The 15,785-nt window shown below is 73.7% G+C and carries 12 protein-coding genes; 4 read left to right on the top strand and 8 right to left on the bottom strand.

What is annotated here, in order from left to right; genetic code table 11:
• Positions 1–5 precede the first annotated feature (5 nt).
• Positions 6–1,403, top strand: coding sequence for an alpha,alpha-trehalose-phosphate synthase (UDP-forming) (locus ACMCNK_RS29670; RefSeq protein ID WP_412739635.1), 1,398 nt, complete (start codon positions 6–8; stop codon positions 1,401–1,403).
• Here the strand turns inward: ACMCNK_RS29670 and cobA are convergent, their stop codons facing one another.
• From cobA to cobC, 3 genes are read right to left on the bottom strand one after another with little or no spacing between them, the layout of a single operon-like run.
• A complete protein-coding gene (cobA, locus tag ACMCNK_RS29665; RefSeq protein WP_412739634.1) occupies positions 1,404–2,633 on the bottom strand; it encodes a uroporphyrinogen-III C-methyltransferase in 1,230 nt (409 codons plus the stop codon).
• Positions 2,630–3,685, bottom strand: coding sequence for a nicotinate-nucleotide--dimethylbenzimidazole phosphoribosyltransferase (gene cobT, locus ACMCNK_RS29660; protein ID WP_412739633.1), 1,056 nt, complete (start codon positions 3,683–3,685; stop codon positions 2,630–2,632). The genes cobA and cobT overlap by 4 nt, the downstream gene beginning before the upstream one ends.
• On the bottom strand, positions 3,682–4,746 hold the full coding sequence (cobC, locus tag ACMCNK_RS29655) for an Rv2231c family pyridoxal phosphate-dependent protein CobC (protein ID WP_412739632.1): 1,065 nt from the start codon (positions 4,744–4,746) through the stop codon (positions 3,682–3,684). The genes cobT and cobC overlap by 4 nt, the downstream gene beginning before the upstream one ends.
• 84 nt (positions 4,747–4,830) lie before the next feature.
• Here cobC and ACMCNK_RS29650 point away from each other — a divergent pair, with 84 nt between their 5' ends.
• Positions 4,831–7,029: a transglycosylase domain-containing protein gene (locus ACMCNK_RS29650; protein ID WP_412739631.1), complete on the top strand. Its 2,199-nt coding sequence runs from the start codon at positions 4,831–4,833 to the stop codon at positions 7,027–7,029.
• 50 nt (positions 7,030–7,079) lie between these two features.
• Here the strand turns inward: ACMCNK_RS29650 and ACMCNK_RS29645 are convergent, their stop codons facing one another.
• Together ACMCNK_RS29645 and ACMCNK_RS29640 are read right to left on the bottom strand one after the other, a co-directional pair.
• The gene (locus ACMCNK_RS29645; RefSeq protein WP_412739630.1) at positions 7,080–7,712 is read right to left on the bottom strand and encodes a TIGR03086 family metal-binding protein; all 633 of its coding nucleotides are present in this window, start codon (positions 7,710–7,712) and stop codon (positions 7,080–7,082) included.
• Positions 7,713–7,785: 73 nt separating this feature from the next.
• The gene (locus ACMCNK_RS29640) at positions 7,786–9,555 is read right to left on the bottom strand and encodes a cobyrinate a,c-diamide synthase (protein WP_412739629.1); all 1,770 of its coding nucleotides are present in this window, start codon (positions 9,553–9,555) and stop codon (positions 7,786–7,788) included.
• A 141-nt stretch (positions 9,556–9,696) separates the two neighbouring features.
• Between ACMCNK_RS29640 and ACMCNK_RS29635 the strand changes: the two genes are divergently transcribed.
• Together ACMCNK_RS29635 and ACMCNK_RS29630 are read left to right on the top strand one after the other, a co-directional pair.
• A complete protein-coding gene (locus tag ACMCNK_RS29635) occupies positions 9,697–10,620 on the top strand; it encodes an SURF1 family cytochrome oxidase biogenesis protein (protein ID WP_412739628.1) in 924 nt (307 codons plus the stop codon).
• Positions 10,621–10,686: 66 nt separating this feature from the next.
• The gene (locus ACMCNK_RS29630; protein WP_412739627.1) at positions 10,687–11,121 is read left to right on the top strand and encodes a hypothetical protein; all 435 of its coding nucleotides are present in this window, start codon (positions 10,687–10,689) and stop codon (positions 11,119–11,121) included.
• On the opposite strand, the gene ACMCNK_RS29625 is transcribed toward ACMCNK_RS29630, so the two are convergent.
• The 3 genes from ACMCNK_RS29625 to ACMCNK_RS29615 all read right to left on the bottom strand — a co-directional run bounded on the left by ACMCNK_RS29625 (position 11,094) and on the right by ACMCNK_RS29615 (position 15,665).
• Positions 11,094–12,650, bottom strand: coding sequence for an ATP-dependent DNA ligase (locus ACMCNK_RS29625; RefSeq protein WP_412739626.1), 1,557 nt, complete (start codon positions 12,648–12,650; stop codon positions 11,094–11,096). The genes ACMCNK_RS29630 and ACMCNK_RS29625 overlap by 28 nt on opposite strands.
• 171 nt (positions 12,651–12,821) lie before the next feature.
• Positions 12,822–14,312, bottom strand: coding sequence for an FAD-dependent monooxygenase (locus ACMCNK_RS29620; protein ID WP_412739625.1), 1,491 nt, complete (start codon positions 14,310–14,312; stop codon positions 12,822–12,824).
• Positions 14,313–14,315: 3 nt separating this feature from the next.
• Positions 14,316–15,665 (bottom strand): dipeptidase, encoded by a 1,350-nt coding sequence (locus ACMCNK_RS29615; protein WP_412739624.1) that lies wholly within the window; start codon positions 15,663–15,665, stop codon positions 14,316–14,318.
• Positions 15,666–15,785 lie beyond the last annotated feature (120 nt).

Here is a 15,785-nt window from a genome sequence, read left to right as displayed (position 1 = left end):
TCAGCGTGGCCGAACGCAGTTCCTTCGTCGTAGTCGCCAACCGCCTGCCCGTCGACGAGGTCACCACCACCGACGGGGAACGGCAGTGGCGGCCCAGCCCGGGAGGGCTCGTCACCGCCCTGCACCCGGTGCTCGTCCAGCGCCAGGGCACCTGGATCGGCTGGGCCGGCGGGGACGGCGACGCGCCGGAGCCGTTCGAGCTGGAGGGCATCCGGATCCACCCGGTGCCGCTGAGCGCCGACGAGCTGGAGCGCTATTACGAGGGCCAGTCGAACGCCACCATCTGGCCGCTGTACCACGACGCGGTCGAGACCCCGGTCTACAAGCGGCGATGGCGCGAGGCGTACCGGGTGGTCAACCAGCGGTTCGCCCGGGCCGCCGCGGAGGTGGCCGCGGAGGGCGCCACGGTCTGGGTGCAGGACTACCAGCTCCAGCTCGTGCCCGCGATGCTCCGCGAGATGCGACCCGACCTGCGGATCGGCTTCTTCCTGCACATCCCGTTCCCGCCGATCGAGCTGTTCATGCAGATGCCGTTCCGGGCCGAGGTGTTGCGCGGGTTGCTCGGCGCGGACCTGGTCGGTTTCCAGCAGCGGCTGGCCGCGCAGAACTTCGTCCGGCTCGCCCGGCACCTGCTCGGACTGCGCTACGAGGGACAGTCCATCCAGGTGGACGGGCGGAAGGTCAAGGCCGGGGCGTTCCCGATCAGCATCGACACCCGCGAGATGGAACGCATGGCCGCCGACCCGTCCGTGCAGGCCCGGGCCAAGCAGATCCGCGCCGAGCTGGGCGACCCGGAGACGATCATCCTCGGCGTGGACCGGCTCGACTACACCAAGGGCATCGAGCTGCGCCTCAAGGCGTTCCGCGAGCTGCTGGCCGACGGCAAGCTCACGGTCGGCGACGCGGTGATGGTCCAGGTCGCCACGCCCAGCCGGGAGCGGGTCGAGCACTACCAGACACTGCGCGTCCGGGTGGAGCGCGAGGTCGGCCGCATCAACGGCGAGTTCGGCAAGGTCGGGGTGCCCGCGGTGCACTACCTGCACCAGTCGTACAGCCGGCAGGAGCTTGCGGCCATGTACGTCGCCGCGGACGTCATGATGGTCACCCCGTTGCGCGACGGCATGAACCTGGTCGCCAAGGAGTACGTGGCCTGCCGCGGCGACGCGGGCGGCGCGCTGGTGCTCAGCGAGTTCGCCGGGGCGGCCACGGAGCTGCGGCAGGCGTTCCTGTGCAACCCGCACGACCCCGACGGGGTCAAGGAGGCACTGCTGCGCGCCGTGGGCGCCGAGCCGCCCGAGCTGAAACGGCGGATGCGCGTCATGCAGCGGCACCTGCGTACGCACGACGTGGCGTCGTGGGCCCAGTCGTTCCTCACCGAACTGGGCGCTATCGACGCCTCCTGATCAGCCCAGTGCGGTCACCACGTCGCCGACCACCACGACCGCGGGAGGGCGGATGCCCGCCTCGGACACGGCGTCGGCGACCTCGCCGAGCGTGCTACGCAGCACCCGCTGAGCGTCCGTCGAGCCCTCCTGGACGACCGCGGCCGGGGTGTCCGCCGCCCGGCCCTCGGCCAGCAGGCGCGCCGCGATCCGGGAGAGATTCTTCAGCCCCATGAGGATCACCAGCGTGCCGCGCAGCCGGGCCAGCGCCGCCCAGTCCACCAGCGACGACGGATCCTCGGGCGCCACGTGGCCCGAGACCACGGTGAACTCGTGCGCGACACCACGGTGGGTGACCGGGATGCCGCCCAGTGCAGGGGCGGCGATCGAACTGGTCACGCCGGGCACCACGGTCACCGGCACGCCGGCCTTGGCGCACGCGACGACCTCCTCACCGCCGCGGCCGAACACGAACGGGTCGCCGCCCTTGAGGCGTACGACGAACTTGCCCGCCTGGGCCCGCTCCACGAGGATCCGGTTGATCTCCTCCTGCGCCGCCGCCGGCCCGTACGGGATCTTGGCGGCGTCCACGAACTCGACCTCGGGGCGCAGCTCACCCAGCAGCATGCCGGGCACCAGCCGATCGGCAACCACCACGTCCGCCGCGGCCAGCAGCCGCCGGCCCTTGACCGTGATCAGTTCCGGGTCGCCCGGCCCGGAGCCGACCAGTGCGACATGCCCGCCCTCCGCGGAGGCGTGAGCGGGCACACCGGGCGAGCGCCCCGCCGGAACCGCGGCCAGGGGCCCGGACTCCAGTGCCGCGGCGACGACGTCGCGGACGGCCAGGGCGCGGCGCCGGTCACCGTCGTCGGTGACCGCCACGGTGACCGCGCCGTGCCGGGTCACCGCGGGCGTCCAGGCGGTCGCGGCAGTCCGGTCGTCGGCCCGTACGCAGAACACCCGGGCCGCCTCGGCGGCCTCGCTGACCTGCGCCGCGGCCACGGGGTCGTCGACCGCGACCTGGATCAGCCAGGCGCCGTCCACATCGGCCGGAACGAACCGGCGCGCGTGCCAGGTGACCCGCCCCGCATCGACGTGACCGCGCAGCGCCGGCGTCAGCTCCGGAGCGACCACCTCGACGCGGGCGCCCGCCGCCAGCAGCGCGGGGACCCGGCGGGTGGCGACTGCGCCGCCCCCGACGACGAGCACCCGCCGGTCGTCCAGGCGCAACGCGAGCGGATAGAGGTTCACTTCTCCGAGACCCCCGCCGAGTCGAACGTGGCCACGTCGTGCAGGACCCGCACCGCGGCGGCCACGACCGGCAGCGCGAGCACCGCGCCTGTGCCCTCGCCGAGGCGCAGCCCGAGATCCAGTACGGGCGTGAGCCCGAGATGGGCCAGGGCCACCGTGGCGCCCGGCTCGGCGGACCGGTGACCCGCCACCATCGCGGCCACCGCGTCCGGCGCGAACGCCGCCGCGGCCAGCGCCGCCGCGGTCGCGATGACCCCGTCGACGATCACCGGCACCCGGCGCGCCGCCGCGCCCAGCATGAACCCGGCCAGCGCGGCATGCTCCAGCCCGCCGACCGCCACGAGCACCCCGAGCGGGTCGGCGGGGTCGGGGCGGTGCCGGGCCAGCGCGTCGCCGACCACCGCGACCTTCCGCGCGTACGTGGGATCGTCCACTCCGGTGCCGCGGCCGGTCACCGCGGCCGCGTCGGAGCCGGTGAACGCCGCGATCAGCGCGGCGGCCGGGGTGGTGTTCGCGATGCCCATGTCGCCGCCGATCAGGGCGGCCGCGCCGCCGTCGACCAGCGCGTTCGCGACCCGGATGCCCACCTCGACGGCGGCGCGCGCCTCGTCGCGGGTCAGGGCCGGCTCCGCCGCGAGGTCGCGGGTGCCGCGGCGCACGTTGGCGTCCAGCAGGTTCGGGGCGTCGCCCGGCACGGGGACCTTCACCCCCACGTCGACCACGAGCACGTCCGCACCGGCCTGGCGGGCGAACGCGTTGACCACGGCCCCACCGGCGACGAAGTTCGCCACCATCTGCGCGGTGACCTCCTGCGGCCACGGCGTGACCCCCTGGGCGTGCACGCCGTGGTCCCCGGCGAACACGGCGACGCTCGCCGGTTGCGGCAGCGGGGGCGGGCACGCGCCGGCCAGCCCGGCCAGCCGTACCGAAAGATCCTCGAGGGCGCCCAGCGAACCCGCCGGCTTCGTCAGGCGGGCCTGCAGGTCGCGGGCCGCCGCCATGGCCGCGGGGTCCGCGGGCGCGATGGCCGCCAGCGTCGTCTCCAAGGTCACTGTCGCTCCTTCAGCACGTCGGTCAGGGTCGCGATGAACGCGTCCGTGGTCGCAGTGTCGCGCACCGCCACCCGGAGCCAATCGGCGCCCAGCCCCGGAAAGGTGTCGCCACGCCGCACCGCGTAGCCGCGTCTGCGCAGCTCAAGGCGCACCTCGGCGGCATCGGGCAGGCGCATCGCCACGAACGCGCTCGCCGGATCCCCCGCAACAGTGACCTGCGGCACGTCCGCGAGGCGTTCCACCAGGTGGGCACGCTCGGCCGCCATCTCCGCGGCGATGCGGCGTTCCGCGGCGACCGCCGTCGGCGACGCGCACGCGGTCGCGGCGGCCAGCGCCGGGGTGGACACCGCCCACAGCGGCTGCGCCGCGGCCAGCCGGGGCAGCAGGTCGGCGGGGCCGAGCAGGTAGCCGATGCGCAGCCCGGCCAGACCCCACGTCTTGGTGAGGCTGCGCAGCACCACCAGGCCGGGCAGGTCGCGGCGCCCGGCCAGCGACTCCGGCTCCCGCGCGACGCCCGCCCGGTGGGTGGTGTCCGCGAACGCCTCGTCCACCACGAGGACCCGGCCGGGCCGGGCCAGCGCCGCCACATCGGCGGCCGGATGCAGCACCGACGTCGGGTTCGTGGGGTTGCCGACGAACACGAGCTCGGAATCCTCCGGCACCAGCGCCGGGTCGAGGCGGAACCCGTCCGCCTCGGACAGCAGCACCCGGTCGACGTCGTGCCCGGCGTGGCGCAGCGCCGCCTCCGGCTCGGTGAACTGCGGGTGCACGACCACCGGGCGCACGGCCCCGCGCAAGGCCTGGGCGAGCAGCACGAACGCCTGCGCCGCGCCCGCGGTGAGCAACACCTCGCCCGGGTCGCGGCCGTGCCGGGCCGCGACCGCCGCGGTGGCCAGGGTGGCATCCGGGTACGCCGCCAGTTCGCTCAGCGACGCCGTGATCGGCTCGGCGAGCCAGGCGGGCAGCGGTTGCTGCCGCACGTTGACGGCGAGGTCGATCAGACCCGGCTCCACCTCGGCGTCGCCGTGGTGACCGAGCGCCTCCTCGATCGGCTTCGTCACGGCCCCAGCATGCCGGATGAGGATCGGACGCTCACTTCGGCCGTTCCGTACAAACATGAGAGGTTTTGCCATACCTTCAGAAACGTGCTGCGCAGCCGACTCGCCGACGCCATCCGGTTCACCCCACTGGTCCGTGCCGGGCTCATCGCCGGGCTCGTCGTCGCCGGCCTGGTCTTCCCCCTCGCAGCGATCGCCGGTATCGGGGCCCGGGAGGGCACCGACGCCCTGGAGAACATGTCCGACGAGCTCACGGTCGTACCGTCGGCCCAGACCACGTACGTGTACGCCAACGACGGCCGGACGCTGCTCACGATGTTCTACGAGGAGCACCGCAAGCCGACCAGGCTCACGGACATGTCGCCGTACATCGCGCAGGCGATCGTCGCGGCCGAGGACACCCGCTTCTACCAGCACCACGGCGTCGACCCCAAGGGTGTGGTCCGCGCGTTCGTCGCCAACCAGCAGGCGGGTGGCGTCTCCCAGGGCGCGTCGACACTCACGATGCAGTACGTCCGGATGGCCCTGCGCGACGGCGCGAAAACCCCGCGGGAGGCGCTGGCCGCCACCGAGCAGACCACCGCCCGCAAGCTGCGCGAGATGCGGCTCGCCATCGAGCTGGAGAAACGCGTCACCAAGCAGGAGATCCTGGAGCGCTACCTCAACTCCGCGTACTACGGCCACCGCGCGTACGGCATCTTCGCCGCATCGCAGATCTTCTTCTCCACGACGCCGAAGAACCTGACCCTCACCCAGGCCGCACTGCTCGCCGGGCTGGTCAAGGCGCCCAGCGCGTACGATCCGGCCAGCCGGGACCAGCAGGCGGCCACCGAACGGCGCAACTACGTCATCGACCAGATGCTCAAGATGGGCACGATCACCGCGGCCCAGGCCACGACCGCGAAGAACTCCCCCATCGCACTGCGGCTCACCACCCCGCCGAACGACTGCGTCAGCATGACCAAGGCGCACAACAACTGGGGCTTCTTCTGCGACTACCTGCGTACGTGGTGGATGGAGCAGCCCGCGTTCGGGGCGACACCGATGGAACGCGAAGAGGCCCTGCGCCGCGGCGGCTACCGGATCGTCACCACCCTCGATCCGAAGATCCAGACGTCGGCGTTCAAGCACGTGCTGAACAAGGAGCCGCGCCGCAGCCCGTACGCCCACGGCGAGGTCGTCATCCAGCCCGGCACCGGCCGTGTCGTCGCGATGGCGGTGAACCGGAGGTACTCGCTGGACCAGCGCCACAACGGCGAGCACAGCGACCCGGCGAAACGGCGCGCCGGACTCAAGGGTAACTACCCCAACACGGTCAACCCGCTGCTCGGCGGCGGGGACATGGCCGGCTACCAGGCCGGATCCACCTTCAAGATCTTCACGATGCTGGCCGCGCTGAGCCGCGGCCTGCCGCTGTCCACATCGATCATGGCCCCGCAGAAGTACGTGTCCAGGTACATCACCACCCGTGGCCGCGCCTCCTGCGGCAGGCACTGGTGCCCGCAGAACGACAACAAGTCGATGAGCGGCGTGCAGACCATGTGGAGCGGGTTCGGCAAATCCGTCAACACGTACTGGGTGCAGGTCGAGGAACGGATCGGCGCCCGCTACGCGGTGCGGATGGCCGAACGGCTCGGGCTGAAATGGCGTACCAGCGTGGACCGGACCCTGGCCAGCCCCGCGCACGCGAACGACTGGGGCGCGTTCACGCTCGGCGTCAGCGACGTCACCCCGATCGAGATGGCGAACGTGTTCGCCACGGTCGCGGCCCAGGGCCTCTACTGCGAGCCGATCCCGGTGAGCGCGATCACCAACCCGGACGGGACCAGCACCGCGTACCAGGGGGTCGCCGTCGCCTGGCCCCGCTGCCACCAGGCACTGACGAGGGCCGTCGCCAGGGCCGCCACGGACGCCGCCCGCTGCGTGACCGGCTACGGCGCCGCCCGCGGCAGTTGCGGCGGCTGGTCCACCTCCCCCATGGTGTACGGCGTCCTGCGCCGGCCGGTGGCCGGCAAGAGCGGCACGACCGACAGCAACCGGACCGCGTGGTTCTGTGGCTTCACCCCGCAACTGGCGGCGGCGGCGTTCGTGGCGGATCCGGACAACCCGAAGCACTACGTCGGGTCGGGCCGCAGCACGATGTCGAAGTTCACCGTGGCCCAGACGCTGCGCGATGCACTGGAGGGCCAGCCGGAGCTGAAATTCGCCCCGCCACCCGACCGCCTGGTGTACGGAGGAAACCGCACCCTCCACCGGACCTTCCACCACCGGCTACGGCACTCGTAGCGAGCCGTTCCCCGCCGACGCGCGCCGCGGCCTCCCGGCGTACCTGAATGTCAGGCCGCGTCGCGGGCTTCGCGACCGCGCCGGCGACGCCCGCCCGGACGCCAGTTCGGGTCGCGCCCGGTCAGCCCGACCACCTTCGCCAGCAGCGTCGGCTCGTCCTCCAGATCCGTCATCGCACCGGTGGCCGCTGCCCGGTCTGCCGCCCGCTGCGGGGACAGGAACTCGGCCAGCGCATGCAGGATCCGCGGGTCCGCGGCGAAGTCCTGCCCGGTCGCCCGGGCCAGGTCCCAGCCGTGCACGGTGAGCTCGTTGATCGCCACCGCTGCCAGTTCCGACGCGGGCCGGGTCACGCCGTCGGCCTGCGCGGTGCCCGCCCACGCTCCCGGATGCTTCCACGCGGTCGCCAGGTCCTCCAGCAGAGCGGGCAGCTGGCTGCGCCAGTGCGACGGCAGGTGCACCGCCGACGGTTCCGGCGCGGGGACGGCGGTCCCGGGGGCACCCGACTCCTTCCGGGCGACCTGGGTGAACGCGAGACTCAAGACCATGAGGTGATCCAGCAGGTCGCCGACCGACCACCGGTCACACGGCGTGGACGCCGTCAGGTCGTCGTCGGTGACGCCCAGCAGCAGCGCCCTCAGCTGACGAACCGACGGGTCGAAGTCGAGCGGCACACGGTCGGTCACGATCCTGCTCCTCCCGTCACCCGGGCGTGTTTGCGCTCTTCACGTTACGTCGACCAGGTGGACGTCCGCTGCCTCACACGGAGCCGCCGGCCACATCCACCGTGTCGGCCTCGACGGCCGACGCCCCGGCCGGTGGGGGTACGGCCGCGTGCACCGTGGGCTGCAGCGGCACGGCCACATGCGCCGCGGACAGCTGCGGCACGGCCGCATGCTCCCCGGACAGCTGCGGCACGGCAGGGCGCGCCGCAGGCAGCGGCGGCACGGCCGCGTGTGCCACCGGCTGCGACGGCACGGCGGGGCTCGCCACCGGATGCGACAGCACGGCGGGGCTCGCCACGGGCCGGGGCGGCACCGGCGGTTGTCCCAGGGGCTGGAGTGGCACCGGCGGTTGTCCCAGGGGCTGGAGTGGCACGACTGCCTTCGGCCCGGTCGAGTGGGGCGCACCGGCGGCGGAAGGCCCGTCCAGGGCCGCCGCCACCATCCGGCAGGCGATTTCGGGCGCTGCCGCCCAATGCAGGCCGAGCTGGGACGCATGCACCTGGCGCCAGACGAATCCCTCCGGGTCACCGCCGGCCCACGTCCAGGCGGGGGTCTGACCGGCCCGCGGCGTCACGACCGCCCGGTGCTGCTTGTACCCGGTGATCCGGGCGCCCGCCGGGGCCAGCACCGAGGTCACCGGCGCGGTCGCCTCGCGGTAGCCCGCGACGGTCCGCTCCACGGTCGTCGACGACGCGTCCAGCACCGCGCACATCGGGCGCCCGTCCAGGTCACGCCCCAACCACGGCAGGCCCACACCCTCCGCGACGACCGGACGGCCCTCATGGGCGAACTGCGCCACCAGATTGCACAGCCGCCGGTTGGCGGACAGCTCCTCCGCGTACGCCTCGGGCAGCGCGCCACCGATCATCAGACCCCGGACCCCGGCCGGCAGCGACTCGTCCCGCAGCGGGTCGAAGATCACCACGTCCGCGCCGGCGGCGGCGAGCAGTTCGGCGTTCTCGACGTACGTGTACGGGGCGCCCGGCCCGCCCGCCACAGCGATCACCGGACGGCCCTCCCCGGCCGCGGCACCGTCGCCCGGCGAACCCACCAGGCCCGCCGCGGCCAGGGCATCGCCCGGTGACCACACCGGGCTCGGCAGCGCCGGCGCCGAACCGGCGAGCGCGAGCAGCCGTTCCAGGTCGAGCGTGGCACTGACGGCCTCACCGAGGCGGCGCACGGCGCGCGCCGCGTCGACCGACCGGTGCGCCACCGGGACCGGGCCCTGCGCCCGCGGGGGCAGCACCGCCGGCAGATCCCCGCGGCGCACCGCGCCGAGCACCGGCATGCCGATGTCGTCCAGCGCGGTCCGCAGGATCTGCTCGTGGCGAGGCGAGGCGACCCGGTTGAGGATCACACCCCCGAGGTGCACCATCTCGTCGAACATCCGGAAGCCGTGCACGAGCGCCGCGATCGAATGCCCCATCGCGGCCACGTCCACGACGAGCACCACCGGGGCGCGCAGGGCCGCCGCGACTGCCGCCGTACCGTCGATCTCGGGCTGGCCGGTGAGGCTGTCGAACAGGCCCATCGCGCCCTCGACGACCGCGAGGGGCGCGCCGCTCGCGCCGTGCGCGAACAGCGGCGCCACCAGATGCGCGCCGACCAGGCGCGGGTCCAGGTTGCGGCCCGGCCGGCCGGCCGCCAGGCCGAGGTACGCGGCGTCGGTGTGATCCGGGCCCACCTTGAACCCTGCCGCCGGCAGACCACGCGCCGCGGCCGCCGCGAGCAGCCCCACGGCGATCGCGGTCTTCCCGTGCCCGGACGAGGGGGCGCTCACGACAAGGCGCGGCTGGGCGGTCATCAATGGCACTCCCGACGATTACGGTTTCGGCGACGACGTGCTAATGACCGCCGGCGTTCGCACCCTACCCTCCGAGGGCGCGTCCCGGCCGCTGCGCCGCCGCCCGGCCCGGCTACCAGGGCCGCCCGGTAGCCTCTGAGTGTGTACCGGTTCGTGCTGACGCCCCGCTGGCTGGCCGCCGCGGCGCTGACCGTGGCCGCCGCGGTGGTCATGGTCTTTCTCGGTAACTGGCAGTTGCACCGGTATCACGAGCGCAGCGCGATCAACGCCCGCATCGATGCCGCCGACTCGGCCACCCCGAGGCCGCTCACCTCCGTCCTGGACCGGCCCGTGTCGCCCGGCACGGCGGGACCCGCACCCGGAGCGGACCTCGCCTGGACGAAGGTCACCGTCACGGGCCGCTACGACCCGGCCCACGAGATCCAGGCGCGCGGTCGCACGGTTGACGGGGAGGTCGGGTTCGAGATCCTCACCCCGCTGGTGCTCGGCGACGGTACGGCGGTGCTGGTCGACCGCGGGTGGATCCCGCCCGCCCCGGGCGGGGCCATCGCCGCGCCGACCGTGCCACCTGCCCCGGCCGGGCAGGTCACCGTCGTCGGGCAGGTGCACCGCTCGGAGAGCCGCCCAACCCCGGTCGAGCATCGTGACGGGCGTCTGGACACCCGGCGCATCGCCGTGCCCCGGCTGGCCGCCCAGCTCCCCTACCCCGTGTACGGGGCGTACGTCCTGCTGACCGGCCAGACACCAGCGGCGGACAGCGCGTTCGCACGGATCCCCGTCGACCACGAGGACGCGTGGCAGAACGGCGGGTACGCCGTGCAATGGTGGCTGTTCGCCGTGATGGCCGTGTTCGCGTTCGTCTGGCAGGCGCGCAAGGAGGCACGCGGCGAGACGAACGGTGCCCCGCAGCCGACGGACCGCGTGGCGGAGGCTGACCGGCAGCGGGCCGACCAGGGCGGGGACCGGGTCGCGGAGGCCGACCGGCAACGGGCCGGTCGAGGCGGGGACCGGGTGGACGGGTACGACCGGGAGCGCGCCGCGTCCGCGGCTGACCGGCCGGAATAGGGCCGGCGAATTTCGCCGGCGGTCACCGCGCTCGCCTGACGTGTGGGGCCCCGCTAAGGTGCGAGCGTGACCTCCACTGCGGACTCCTCGCCCGGTCAGGACCCCTGGAGCGTACGAGCCGTGCCCGCCGTCCCGGTGCCCGCCGCCCCGGGGCCGGTCGTCGTGCAGATCGGCGACCTGGCCGTCACGTCGACGGTCGTGCACACTCCTGCGGGCGACATTCCCCTGTCGGGCTCGACGTGGCAGGTCAACGACTACTGGCACAACGAACAGAAGATCCCGACGTGGGCGATCATCGCGGCCGTCGTGGGATTCTGCGTGCTGACCGTGTTCAGCCTGCTGTTCCTGCTGGCCAAGGAGACAGTGCCCCGAGGCACCGTGCAGGTCACCGTCACCAACGGCCCCCGCCAGTACGTCTGCCGCATCCCGGTCGCCGACCAGAACCACGTGGCCTTCATCCATCAGCAGGTCAACTACGTGCGCTCGCTGGCGGCGTTGTAGCCGCCGATCTGCCGGACCGTGTCGATGGTGTCCGCCTCCTCCGCCCGCTTGTCGTCGCGGTAACGCAGCACCCGCGCGAAACGCAGCGCCACCCCGCCCGGGTAGCGCGGTGACGCCTGCACCCCGTCGAACGCGATCTCCACCACCTGCTCGGGCCGGACCATGACGACCCACCCGTTGTCCTCCACGGCCAGCTCCGTGAACCGCACGGTCTGCCAGCGCAACAACTCGTCCGTCAGACCCTTGAACGTCTTGCCGAGCATCACGAAGGCGCCCGTACCCGGGTCCCGCGCGCCCAGGTGCAGGTTGGACAGCCAGCCACGACGCCGGCCGTGGCCCCACTCCACCGCGAGCACGACCAGGTCGAGGGTGTGCCTCGGCTTGACCTTCACCCACGCGGACCCGCGGCGACCCACGTCGTACGGTGCGTCGGGGGCCTTGACCACCACCCCCTCCTGGCCTGCGGCCAGGGCCGCCGCGAACGCCTCCAGGCCCTGCTCGGCGGTCTCGACCGTGCGCCGGCCCACGATCAGCCCGGCGGGCACCGCATCGGCCAGGGCGGCCCACCGCTGCCGGCCCGGCTCGTCGAGCAGGTCGACGCCGTCGAGGTGCAACACATCGAAGAAGTACGGAACGAGCGCGGCAGCGTTGGCCGATCCGGACCCGGCGCCGCGCGTCGCGGCGCGACTCGACGTCTCCTGGAACGGCCGGGGACGGCCCTGCCCGTCGAGGGCCATCGCCTCCCCGTCGAGCACCACCTCGCGCACCGGCAGCGCGCGGGCGGCGGCCACGACCCCCGGCAACCGGGCGGTGATGTCGTCCAGGCTGCGCGTGAACACCGCAACCTCGTCGCCCGAACGATGGACCTGTATGCGGATGCCGTCGAGCTTCACATCCACCGTCGCCGGTGCACCGGTCGCCAGCAGGGCGGCGGCGACATCCGGCGCGCTGCCCGCCAGCATCGGGCTCAGCGGGGTGCCGACGCGCAGGTGGATCGCGGCCAGGTCCGGCGCGCCGCCGGTGAGCGCCGCGACCGCGACCTGCTTGAGGTCGCCGCAGAGCAGCAGCGCGCGCCGCACCGCGGTCGGCGGAACCTCCGCGGCGCGCGCGATCGCGTCGGCCAGCAGCCCGGCCTGGGCGCCCTGGCGCAGCTCACCACCGAACAGGCCGACCAGCATGCGCTGCTCGTCGGCCGTCGCCGCGGCGAAAAGGGCGCCCAGCAGCTCGCGGCGACGCGCCTGCGATCCGGCACCCGCGACCACGGCCAGCTCCGCGATCGCCGCGTCGACCTGGGCCACCGTGAGGCTGGGCTCGGCCGCGGGCGGCGGCTGGTCGCGCAGGCTCGCGTAACCGACGCCGGTCTGGCGTTGGCGCAGCTCGCCCGCCAAGTAGGCGGACCCGGCCGCGAGCTCACCGGGATCGAGGCGGCGCAGGGCCGCGGCCAGCAGGTCGACCTTGGCCTTCCGGCCCGACGTGGCTGCGACGGCGGCCGAGGTGGCTGCCAGATCCGAGAACCGCACGGAACTCATCCTGGCAGCCACCCCTGACAATCCGGGCCCGTCGCTCGCATGCCGGGCGACTACGGCAGCTGCCCCCGACGATCCGGGCCCGTCGCTCGCATGCCGGGCGGCTTCGGCGGCCGCCGCCGCGGTCGGGACTCGGACCAGTGCCGGCCGACGCGATGGCGGTCGACCTGGCTCTCAGGCCGGGCGCGGGGGCATCGCGGCGGCGAAGGTCTCGGCGGCGGCCGCGGGTGACGCCTGCGCGGCCACGAAGCCGTCCGGGCGGACCAGGTACAGCCGGCCCGGTTGCAGCGGAGTCTGCGGCGCCGCCGGGAAGACGTGCACCCGCAGGCCCAGCTCGGGAACGTCGGCCGCGTCGATCCCGCCGTACGCGTGCACCTGCCACTCCAGGGCGCGCAGCACGTCGAAGTTGCCGCCCGCCCACGGCAGCCGCCGCCCCACGACGGGGTCGCGGTGGCCCCCGGCACGCCGCTTCGCGTCCGGATCCATCCAGTAGTGGATGCGCAGCTGACCCACGTACCCGAACAGCCGGGAACCGCTGGACGCCTCCGGCAGGGTGCGGACGCCGACCGGTGCGAGCAGCGGCACCACCACCCGGCGCAACGCCCGTGCGGCGAAGCGTTGCGAGGTGATCGCGCCGAAAAACCGGTCCGTCGTACGCACCAGCACCTGTGCGACCGGGCGCCGCTCCGCCTCGTACCGATCGAGCCACGTGTCCCCGGCCCGGCCGTGCACGACGTCGGCCAGCTTGAACGCCAGGTTGTGGGCATCCTGCAGGCCGGTGTTCATGCCCTGGCCGCCGACTGGCGAGTGCACGTGACCGGCGTCGCCCGCCAGGAAGAACGGCCCGTCGCGGAACGCGGCCGCGACCCGGTGATGCACCCGGTACGTGGCAAACCAGCGCGAGTCGCCGTACGTGACCGCGAAGCCGGTCTTGATCCGGTCACGGGCGTCCTGCTCGGTCACCTCGCCGTCGCCGTCGCTGTCGCGTGCCAGACCGATGAGCCGCCAATTGCCGCGCCCGGCCATCGGGAACCCGAGCAGGAACTCGTCCCCGCCCGGCCGCACGTTGACCGCGGCCTCGACCAGGCCACCGACCGCGGTCGCGTCGATGACGTAGAACCGGTGCGGGTTGGTGATCCCCTCGAACGCGATGTCACGCTCGCGGCGCACCACCGAGTTCGCCCCGTCCGCGCCGACGCAGAACCGGGCCCGGATCGTGGTGTCCCCCGCGGTCGCCTCGACGCCGCCGTCACGCTCGGCCAGTGCGGTGAGCTGCTCGCCCCACCGCACGTCGCCGCCGAGCTCGCGCAGGTGGGCGTACAGAATCTGCTCGTTGCGGCTCTGCTCCAGCACCTCCAGGTACGGGTGCGGGGTGAGGTCCTGCCCGAGCGCCCCGAGCGGAATGCGGCCGAAGACCCGGTCGCCGAAGCCCGGCGCGAGCGCCACCGCCCGCTGGGCTTCCGCGAGGACGGTGTCGCCGATGCCGAGCTGGTCGTACACCTCCAGGCTGCGCGCCTGTACGATCAGGGCCCGCGACTCCCGGGTGGGCCCAGGCTTGCCGTCCACCACGACGACCCGGACCCCGAGCCTGACCAGCCAGTTCGCCAGCATCAGCCCGGTGGGGCCGGCACCGACCACGAGCACGTCGCAGCGCAGCTCGGCCATGGGTCAGCGCCCCAGAGCCGCCACGTTGCGCAACAGCAGCGCCTCGGCGAGACAGACCCGGGCGAACTCGCCCAGATGCAGGCTCTCGTTGGGGCCGTGCGCGGCTGCGTGCGGGTCCTCGACGCCGGTGACCAGGATCGCTGCGCCCGGGAACAGCTCCTGGAACGTGGCGATGAACGGAATCGAGCCCCCCATGCCCATGTCGACCGGCTCGACGCCGTCCCACGCGGCGCGGAACGCGGCGCGTGCCGCGTCGTACGCCGGGCCGGACGCGTCGATCACGCACGGCGCGCCGTCGCTCTCCAGTGTCACCTCGACCTGGGCGCCCCAGGGCACGTACTTTTCGAGGTGGGCGCGGATCGCGGCGTACACCGATGCGGCGTCGTCGCCGGGCGCCACGCGGATGCTCAGCTTCGCTTTCGCGGCCGGGACCAGCGCGTTCGCGGCGACCGCGGTGCCGGGGGCGTCGATGCCGAGCACGGCGATGGCCGGCTTGGTCCAGATCCGGTCGGTGATCGTGCCGCGCCCCACGAGCTGGACCCCGTCGACGATGCCGGCCTCGTGCCGGAAGCGGTCCTCGGGATAGTCGACGGACGCGCCCTCGCGGCCCACCAGGCCGTCGACCGCGATCTCACCGTCGTCGTCGTGCAGCGTCGCGATGAGCCGCGCCAGCACGGTCAGCGCGTCCGGCACCGGACCGCCGAACATGCCACTGTGTACGGCGTTGGCCAGCGTCCGTACCTCGACGAAGCAGTTGACCAGGCCACGCAGGGAGGTGGTGAGCGCCGGCACCCCGACGTCCCAGTTGCCGGAGTCAGCGATCACGATGACGTCGGAGCGCAGCAGCTCACGGTGGGTTTCGAGGAGGCCGTCGAGCGATTCCGACCCGTACTCCTCCTCGCCCTCCACGAACACCGCCACGCCCACGGGCAGGTCGTCACCGAACGCCCTCAGCGCCGCAACGTGTGCCATCACGCCCGCCTTGTCGTCGGCGGCACCGCGCCCGTACAGCCGGCCGTCGCGCTCGACCGGCTCGAACGGGTCGCTGTGCCACAGCGCCGGGTCGCCGGTGGGCTGCACGTCGTGGTGCGCGTACAGCAGCACGGTGGGGGCGCCGGGCGGGGCCGCCTTGTGCCCGATCACCGCGGGCTGCCCGCCGCCGCGCACGATCTGGACGTCGAGGCCGCAGCCGCGCAGCAGCTCGGCGACCGCCTCGGCGGAGCGCTCCACGTGGCTGTGGTCGAAACCCTCGAAGGCGATGCCGGGGATGCGGACCAGCCGCTCCAGGTCGGCACGGACCCCGGGCAGTTCCCGCGCGATCGCGGCGCGCAGTTCGTCCTCAGAAAGGCTCATGCCCGCATGCTATGCCGCATGGGTGACACCGGGGCCGTGGCGGGGCGGCCGGCCCGCCGCGTCGGTAGGGGTGGCACCTGCCCGGCGTCGTCGCAGCGGCGGGTCGACCGGCCGGCGAGG

It is taken from the genome of Krasilnikovia sp. MM14-A1259 (assembly GCF_047159535.1).
GTDB lineage: Bacteria > Actinomycetota > Actinomycetes > Mycobacteriales > Micromonosporaceae > Actinoplanes.
Note: the sequence above shows the minus strand (reverse complement) of the source record. Positions and strands in the feature narration are given on the sequence as shown.